Genomic DNA, 7,864 nt, shown 5'->3' with positions numbered 1-7,864 from the left:
ACTCACGATTATCTCGGATGATTTACTTTTATCCCCTCCATCTGCCTATGTGCCAGTTGGGGGTGCGGAATGTGGGTATCAACACCACAAATCACGGCACAAATTGAGAGGGTGATAATATTAATTGATGATGATGTTTCCTTCGCTCAATTCTTGGATATTATAAGTCGGTAAAATGGTCGGCGATGGTGATTTTAGGTTTGAGATCCATACAGGTAAACCCTAATTAAATATTTTGTAGTTACTCAATAATTTTTCTCCAATATATAGCCTTTCTCAGTAACATGAGGTGCTCATAGGGCATAGAGCATAGGGCATAGGACTCGCCCCCATACCTCACCACGCTTGAGAACCGCTATACCAGATTCTGTTAACATGAAATTTAGATGCGTTCGCCCTGTTTATGGCATCGCCTCTTAAATGAAGGAGAATTAATTAATTAATAATTAAATGGGGGCGCAAAATCAAAAATAAGGGCAATGCTTTTATCACAGTTTAAATGTGCAACAGCTTAATAACTTAAAAAAATCTCTTAATCATTGGGAATTGGTAATTGGAAAGTGGTAAATTGAAATTAATTGGAAATTGTGCTTGTATTGACGACTTTAATCATCATAAAATTCGCTCGTACTTGCCTTCCTCACTACCAATCTATAATGCTGATACCGTACACGATCGTGATTAACCAGACTGGATATCGACGGAAATCGATAAATTGAAAAATATAAAAATTTGTATTTTTCAAACTCTTCCAGTTCTGCTTGTGGGGCTTTGCTTCTAGCTCTCCTAAAATATGCAATTTCTATGCCGATTAGGTGATTGGTTTGTGTTAATATGCTAAAATATCCAACAACCACGCGGTAATAATTAGGTGGACAAACTTCAGACTGATATAGAGGCAATCTACTCTCAAATTGAGGAATTGCGCCTGGAACGCCAGCAGCTTAGTATTGCCGATGTTGTCCCAGCCGGTGATTCGCCCCAAGCCATCGCCGATGCTTATCGGCGTCACGCGAGGGAAACAGCACAAGTGTCGGCAGAAGTCAAGGGGATAGATGACGCGATCGCGGCTCTGTCTGCTCAACTGAGTCAGAAACAGCAGCAGTCGGTAAAGTTGCAAAGAATCACTCCGATGGAGGAGCAAGTTGAAGAAGGAAGAGTGCTTGCTCAGGGACACGCGGAACGGATTAATGAACTGGCGGCGGAACTGGCGGCGGAAGTGAAGGGACTCAAAGCTATCGCCGACCAAATTAGTCCCAGCTACTGGCAGGTTTATTACAAACCTTTTATTACTGGTTTTAAAAGTATTTCTGTTCCCTACGTGCGATCGGACGGGGATGTTTGGACTATTGTCAATCGAGTAGTTTAGAGAGGCTGCGGGAGCAGAAATAATCAGCGCTGAAGACAATTTTTTTCCTGTCCCTATTCCTCCACCTCAACCTCGCAGCAGTTGCTTAATAGTGCCGACCAATTCTTGAGGGTGAAATGGCTTGGCGATGTAAGCGTCTGCTCCTTGTTTCATTCCCCAATAGCGATCGAACTCTTCGCTTTTGCTCGAACACATTACCACCGGCAAATTTTGGGTTTTAGGGTCGCTTTTGAGCCGACGACAGACTTCGTAGCCGTTCATCCGGGGCATCACGATATCCAGAACGACTAAATCTGGGCGGTTAGCCTTGATTTGCTCTAGAGCTTCTACGCCATCACTCGCTACCGTGACGTTGAGCCCTCTACCTTTGAGCAAGTCGGCGATCATCTCCCGCAGAGTGACGCTATCATCAACAACCATAACTGTACTCATAGAATAATCCCTACCAAGTTTCTGGGTTGAAACGTTCTCATTAACGTTTACACTAACGTTCACCTTCAAAGGTGTCTTTTCCTGATTGAGATTGCGCTCTGCTAAATGTAGTTTACCCACTTTTGCTGATTTCTCAATCATTTTCTGAGTAATTACCGCCAAATTTAAAGATCCGCGCAATCTCGGTTGACACACGAGGCTATGTCCGTTAGTCTATCATTTTCTTTCTCAAATGGTACTATTATCAAAAAATCAGGGTATAGCTTGGTTGTGCGTTTCCCCTTGAGGACGGCGGCGCTCGGCCGCCTGCATCAACATTTGTCTAATTAGGATTTTTCGTACCTAAAGCCGATAGTTTTTGGTCGTAGACCCTCTCTAAAACGATCGGGCGCTGGCGGTAGCTGTGACCGGTGTTTTTGCAGCCATTAGCAACGATTCCCAAAACGGAAGCTCCAGAAATTTTTAATTCTTCTAAAACTTTGCGAACTTGCGATCGGTCGGTTTGCCCAATTTGGACGACCATAATCGTAGCGTCTGTGTGAGCTGCGATCAAGTGGGTGTCTGCTAAGCCTGCTAGTGGCGGGGTGTCATAAATTACTAAGTCAAAAAATGCTTGACATTGCTCCATCAGATACTGCATTTTTTTGGAAGAAAGAAGCTTGATCGGATCGGGAGGAATTTGGCCTGCGGTGAGTACAAACAAATTTTCTTGGTTCGGGGCTCGTTGAATCGCGTCGTTGAGGCTGAGATCTGTGGAGATGGCATCGCCTAGGCCACGCACGTTTGGCAGTCCTAATTTAGTGTGCAGTTGCGGGCATCGCAAATCTGCATCTACTAACAATACTCGCTGTCCGACTGCTGCTGCTGTGGCTGCAAGGTTCAAAGCTACTGTAGATTTGCCGTCTCCGGCTACGGCTGAACCAACTAAGAGCGATCGAATTGCCCTGCCTGCACTCAGCAAGTGAATGTTCGTGTATAGCGATCGAAATGCTTCTAAAAATTGATAGTCCAAGTCGCTCAAAATACTTGGCCCCCCGCTCATCGAACCAGTATCTCTAGGTTCGCCCGGTTCGACTACTTCCACTTTCGAGTTCGATCGAGCCGATGTTAGTTTCCTCTGTCTGGCTGGCGGTCTGCGCTTGACTTTTTTGGTAAACGGAATCACCCCGAGTATTGGCAATCTTGTGGCGATTCTCAGTGATTCTGGAGTGTGGAACACAGTATTTAGTACCTCTACCAGCAAGCCGACTGCTATACCCAGGAGAGTGCTTAAAATTACTGCCAGCGCTAACTGTTTTTTGGTTTGTTTGATGGTAGCTGTTATAGGGTTGCCGTATTTGTCTAGCGGAATTTCCGGAGGATTGATCAGCACCCAGGGGATTTGCTGCTGAGCTGCATCGATCCGCAACGCTTCTCGTTTTGCTAAGAAGTCCGAAAAACTTTTAGTAACTACTTGCAGTTCCCGCTGTAAATTGTCGTATTGTCGAGTTGTGACTGAAAAATTTCTAATTTTTTGGTTGAGAGCATTTTGCGAAGCGGTCATTTCGCGATCGCGCGCTTCAACTTCTTTGATCTGGGTCTCTAAATTTCCCATCACCACTTTTCTTGCTTGTTGAGTGGCGGTTAAAATCAGTTCTTCCCGACTTTTTCGCAACGCTAAAACTGGCAAACTGTCTTCTCTATACTGAGCTAATTTTAATGACAATTCCGAGTCAATTCTCTGAATTTGACCTAAGAGTCCGGCGTAAGCTTGTCCTTGGGTCATCAGCAGCCCCTGGGGATTATTTTCGTTGAGTAGTTTTTCATAGCTTTGATAGAGGTTTCGCATCCCTTTTAGCTGAACTCTAATTTCTACTTGCTTACCTCGAATGCTTTGAACTTGTTCAGAGAGAGATTTCCCCTCCATCTGAGGTTCAAACAAGTTGCTCTGCTGCCGCAGTCTTTGGACTTGCAGTTGCAGAACTTCCACTCTTTCTCGGAGCTTGGGCATCTCCGTATCTATAAACTTAATACCTTGATTAATGCCCATCAGCCGTTGCTGCAAGCTGTAATCTAGATAAGCTTTAGAAATTTTCTCCAATACGCGGTAAATCTTTTTTTGGTCTGAATCTTTGTAGCGAACTTGTAAAATTTTTGTGCCTTGCTGTTTGCCATCTTTCGTGTAGCTGATGCGCTGGATCGACATTTTTGATATCAGTTCGCTATAGTTCATTTTGGGATACGAAGCCCGCAATTCCTCAATCACTGGCTGCATCATTCTGGGACTTCGCAAAATCCTAATTTGGGTTTCGTAGTCTAGTAGGCTAATTCCTTCTATATTAATTCTTGCTAAGTCTGCAGATTGGGTGTTGTTTAATTGTTTGGATTGCAAACCTTCAGCCGTGGCTGGTTCTACTAACAGGGAAAAGGAGCCTTCATACTCGATCGTAATCTGTTTAGACGTGAGGACGATCGCTGTTCCTGCCAGGGCGCTCAAAGCAATGGTGGCTGCTGCCATGACCAGGAAGCGACGGCGCACGACCCCTAACAACCAGGACAAGTCTAGCTTTTCTTCTTCTCTCTCCTCTACGAAGTGAGATCTGTAGTTCTGAGCTGCTAACTCCGGCAGCTTGCCATTCGATTTGGGTTTGAAGGGTTGATAATCTTGTCTGCTATCCATATTCAGCCTGGGTATTTTTGAGGTTGATATTTTTGAGGTTGATATTTTTGAAGCGGCCAGGTCGCGGCTGGGTAATCTTATTGTTTCGTTTATTCTAGCCTTTGCCAGGAATTATCCACCTCACTCGCCGCCTTCTTACCTGAATAAAAATCGGAGAACGTTTATAAAATTTAACACTCCCGTAGCTGGCCCGACAGGTCCGATTACAGCGTTCATGCGATCGACAAAATCGACGAGACCCCTGCGAGATACGATAATCATGTCGTTGTTGCGAAGTTGAGGATTGGTTTCTTCGTTAATTCCTTGAGTCAAATTGACTTCGATCGTCCGTTTAGTAGCTGTACCATCGTTATTGAGGCGGACTAGCTCAACTTTATCCCTCCTAGCTCTGGTATTCTCGTAGCCAAAAAATCCTCTGGAAACTAAAGCTTGATTCAGTGTGGCATTAGCTGGGAGCCTCAAGGGATCGAGGGATGTTCTGAGTTCTCCTACTACATAAACGTTAATGGCGACAGGGGCAAAGTTAGTGCTCGCGAGTACGCCAGCTTCTGCAGGGTTGACGATCGTAGCTTTGGGAACGATGATCGTGTCTCCCTGCTGGAGGATTGTATCTTGGGCACCGTCGCCGGACTCTAGGAACTGCCACAGGTTGACTGGGATAATTTGTTCGCCGCTTCTGGTGACGCGCCGCACTTGGATTTGCCGGATGTCGGCATCGGATGTGATGCCGCCGGCTAGCTGAATCGCCCGGATGACGGTGGGGAAACCTTCGCGGCTGAGGTCGTTTGTGGTGTTGCCACCGATCACGACGTAAGCCCCAGGGCGGGTGACTTGACCCACGATGGAGATCGATCGAGGTTTTTCTGGGGGTGGCGAAAAGTTGGCCGTCGCAAATTGACGAGCTTCTGCTTGGTTGAAGTTGGCGACTGTGGGGATCACGATTGTGTCTCTGTCTTGCAAAATGATGTCTTGAGAGATGTCTCCTTCTTGCAAGAATTTCCACAGGTTGACGTTGAGGACTTGATCGGGGCCGTCTCGTTGGGGACGGCGGACACGGATGTTGCGAATGTCGGCGACACCCGTGACGCCTTCTGCTAGTCTGATCGCTTGGGTGACGGTGGGGTACTGGACACTCGGCGAGGCTCCCGGGCCAGGAGTTAGGGTAATGATGAAGTTTCCGGGCCTGGTGACTTCTCCGATGACGCCGACGTTGAGGGGGCGGGCGGCGACGAGGCTGACTGTGACTATGGGGTCTTTGAGGACGCGGCGGTAGGCGTTGCGGATGATGTTGGTGGCTTCTACTAAGGTGCGGCCGCGGACGGAGATCAAGCCGATTAAGGGCAGGTTGACTGAACCGTCGGAAAGGACTTCGTAGCCGCGGCTGAGTTCGGGTACTTCGAGTATTTCTACTTGGATGCGATCGCCGCCCCCGAGTTTATAGCTTTCCGGCGATCTCGTAACGGGCGCAACGTTCTGGGCTTGCTGTGCGCCTAGCGGGATGGGAAGTTGTGCCGGGGTGCTTCTGGCATCAGCGAGGACACTGGAAGCAAACAAGACAACACCCACAACCGACCGGGCTATCTGTCTTGGAAAATGGGTGTTAACCATACACCACCTAATTTTATTGACTATGATTTATATAAGTGTAGCCTTTTTAGTGCTGGGCAAAAAGCTCATTATTTTAAGCTATCGCCGAAAAAACGATGCTGTATTTTTGCTTGTTCCCTAATTTCTGTGTTAGCGTGGTTCCGGGTTGATGGCTATATTTTATATCTAGATAATTTTGTCTTGTTTGGGATAAAGGAAAGCAATTATGACTGAACCAGTGTCTCTACCAAATATGCTGAAAGAGCTGATTTTAGGTAGTTCTTCATTGACATGGATGCTACTTGCTATAGTCGCGATAGCCACTATACTATTATTTCAATTTGCTAGCTCTAAAAAAATAGGTTTAGCTTTAGAAAAAAGCTTTGCTGGTCTTTATATTTTCATCTCTCCCTTTCTGATACAACCTCCTTTTAATTACTTGCATTTTGTCAACTTGAAAGATCCAGAAGGTGGCATATTAAAACTCATACCTTATTTTTTTTACCCCTGGGTAGTATTTATTTTAATTTCAAGAATTAAAATATTTAGTAGCAATTTTATAGAAATTTTTGCCAAAGTATTGACAATGAATCCTTTTTTCTTACTTTATATATTACTTCCATTACTGTCTACATTATGGTCTCTAGTTCCTGAAGCAACGCTAAGAGCAGGCCTAGCTTTTTCAGGATTTACTGCTTTCGGGTTTTACATTGCAGCCCAATATAAATGGGAGGATTTATCTCGTTTCTGGCGGTGGGGATACACGGCAATAGGTTTGGCAAGTTTCGTAATAGAACCCCCGGGATCAGGCGATTTTGTCGGCTTAACCCAATCTAAAAATTCTTTGGGGGGAGTCTTAGCTCTCTGTACGGCATTTTGGTATTTGCATTATTTTCAAGGAGCTAAAACTCAGAAAGAGCGCTGGATTTCTTTGGGAATGATGTTCTTTTCGTTTTACCTAGTAAGGGCTAATAAATCGGGATCTGCTCTAGTGATTACTATCATATTAATAATGGCAGTGTCGTCACTAAATTTTCTAAAAAAATTAAGTTTTCAGTGGGCATTTACTGCGATTATATGTTTCCTGGTGGTCAGCATAATTATGACTGTTTTTGTAGTAGACAACCTAGAGGATATTATTGTAGGTGGGTTAGGCAAGGACTTGACTCTAACTGGGCGGACAGAATTCTGGCCACAGTTAGTGGCTGCGGTCAATCAGCGTCCCTGGTTTGGCTACGGATACGATGGATTTTTTCAACAAGATAAGCTAGGAGCGGGTACTCCTGCTTATTTTATTTATACTCCAAATGGATTTCAACCGAAAAATCCTCACAATGGCGCCATCGGGATCTTGTTAGCCTTCGGTTGGCCGGGATTAATTTTAATGATGACTTCCTTGGTACTCAATTTAGCTTACGCAGTTCGGTATTTGAGTCGTAGCACTCTGGAAGAAGCGGGAATGCCTATTTGTTTTCTAGTGTCTATTATTATAAGCAACATCACAGAAGGTTATATTATAGAGATAGCAAATCCTTGGCTGAGTTACGCAATGTTGACGGTTCGACTTGCGATAGATAATGCTAACAATAGTTCTAACAGTAGCACCAGTAACCCTCAAAGGCGTTCTTTAGCTCACACTGTCCATTGAAGTAACCATTGGGCGGATCGTGGGTCAAGTAGGGGAACATCTCATATTTGTAAAAACACTTCTTCTGACTCCTTCCTTCTTCCTCTTTCCTTCCATTGGTGACAAGTTAAGACTGTAAGTCTTTTGTCAAGAGGCTTTTAGAGAATTGTTGAAAAAAAACTGGTCAGAC

At 45.0% G+C, this 7,864-nt stretch carries 5 protein-coding genes; 2 read left to right on the top strand and 3 right to left on the bottom strand.

The genetic code is table 11. From position 1 onward, the window contains the following. Nucleotides 1-871: 871 nt before the first annotated feature. Nucleotides 872-1,369, top strand: a complete 498-nt coding sequence (locus QUA03_RS27755) for a hypothetical protein (protein ID WP_333216787.1) — start codon at nucleotides 872-874, stop codon at nucleotides 1,367-1,369. Between the two features lie 66 nt (nucleotides 1,370-1,435). On the opposite strand, the gene QUA03_RS27750 is transcribed toward QUA03_RS27755, so the two are convergent. From QUA03_RS27750 to QUA03_RS27740, 3 genes are all read right to left on the bottom strand, one after another. Next, nucleotides 1,436-1,801 carry a response regulator transcription factor gene (locus tag QUA03_RS27750; protein WP_039886668.1) on the bottom strand — a complete coding sequence of 122 codons (366 nt, stop codon included), beginning with the start codon at nucleotides 1,799-1,801 and terminating at the stop codon, nucleotides 1,436-1,438. 322 nt (nucleotides 1,802-2,123) lie between these two features. Continuing rightward, nucleotides 2,124-4,460 (bottom strand): polysaccharide biosynthesis tyrosine autokinase, encoded by a 2,337-nt coding sequence (locus QUA03_RS27745; RefSeq protein WP_333216785.1) that lies wholly within the window; start codon nucleotides 4,458-4,460, stop codon nucleotides 2,124-2,126. Between the two features lie 135 nt (nucleotides 4,461-4,595). Further along, the gene (locus tag QUA03_RS27740) at nucleotides 4,596-6,068 is read right to left on the bottom strand and encodes a polysaccharide biosynthesis/export family protein (protein WP_333216783.1); all 1,473 of its coding nucleotides are present in this window, start codon (nucleotides 6,066-6,068) and stop codon (nucleotides 4,596-4,598) included. 205 nt (nucleotides 6,069-6,273) lie between these two features. On the opposite strand from QUA03_RS27740, the gene QUA03_RS27735 reads away from it, so the two are divergent. Next, complete coding sequence (locus QUA03_RS27735; RefSeq protein ID WP_333216781.1) at nucleotides 6,274-7,695, top strand: O-antigen ligase family protein; 1,422 nt, start codon at nucleotides 6,274-6,276, stop codon at nucleotides 7,693-7,695. Nucleotides 7,696-7,864: the final 169 nt, after the last annotated feature.

The organism is Microcoleus sp. S36b_A4 (assembly GCF_036700645.1).
GTDB lineage: Bacteria > Cyanobacteriota > Cyanobacteriia > Cyanobacteriales > Microcoleaceae > Microcoleus.
This window is presented reverse-complemented; position numbering and strand designations above follow the sequence as displayed.

Bases quoted from the DNA above. Each gene is read 5' to 3' on its own strand.
- QUA03_RS27750 (WP_039886668.1), bottom strand. From the start codon at position 1,801: ATGAGTACAGTTATGGTTGTTGATGATAGCGTCACTCTGCGGGAGATG.
- QUA03_RS27745 (WP_333216785.1), bottom strand. From the start codon at position 4,460: ATGGATAGCAGACAAGATTATCAACCCTTCAAACCCAAATCGAATGGC.
- QUA03_RS27735 (WP_333216781.1), top strand. From the start codon at position 6,274: ATGACTGAACCAGTGTCTCTACCAAATATGCTGAAAGAGCTGATTTTA.
- QUA03_RS27740 (WP_333216783.1), bottom strand. From the start codon at position 6,068: ATGGTTAACACCCATTTTCCAAGACAGATAGCCCGGTCGGTTGTGGGT.